The following is a 317-nucleotide window of genomic DNA, read 5'->3' as shown; positions in this document are numbered from 1 at the left end:
CTTATTCACCCAAGAAAAGACTGATTCCCATGGGCAGAGCGTATCAAAACCGGAAAGAATCCATGGCCAAAACGGCCGCGGCAAAAACCAAGGTCTACTCCAAGTATGGCCGTGAAATTTATGTAGCCGCCAAGGCGGGCGGTACCGACCCATCGGCAAACCTGTCGTTGCGTTCCCTGATCGATCGGGCCAAGAAAGACCAGGTACCGACCCACGTGATCGAGAAGGCCATCGACAAAGCCAACGGTGGCACGGGCGAAGACTTCCAGCCCGCGTTGTACGAAGGCATTGCTCCGGGTGGGGCCATGGTGTTGATC

The 317-nt window shown here is 56.2% G+C and carries 1 pseudogene; it reads left to right on the top strand.

Going from position 1 to position 317, the window contains the following annotated elements:
• Positions 1 to 29: 29 nt before the first annotated feature.
• Positions 30 to 317: pseudogene (locus tag Q4563_RS18295) on the top strand (YebC/PmpR family DNA-binding transcriptional regulator); the annotation flags it as partial.

The sequence above is a fragment of the Gilvimarinus sp. 1_MG-2023 genome (genome assembly GCF_030548285.1).
This window is presented reverse-complemented; position numbering and strand designations above follow the sequence as displayed.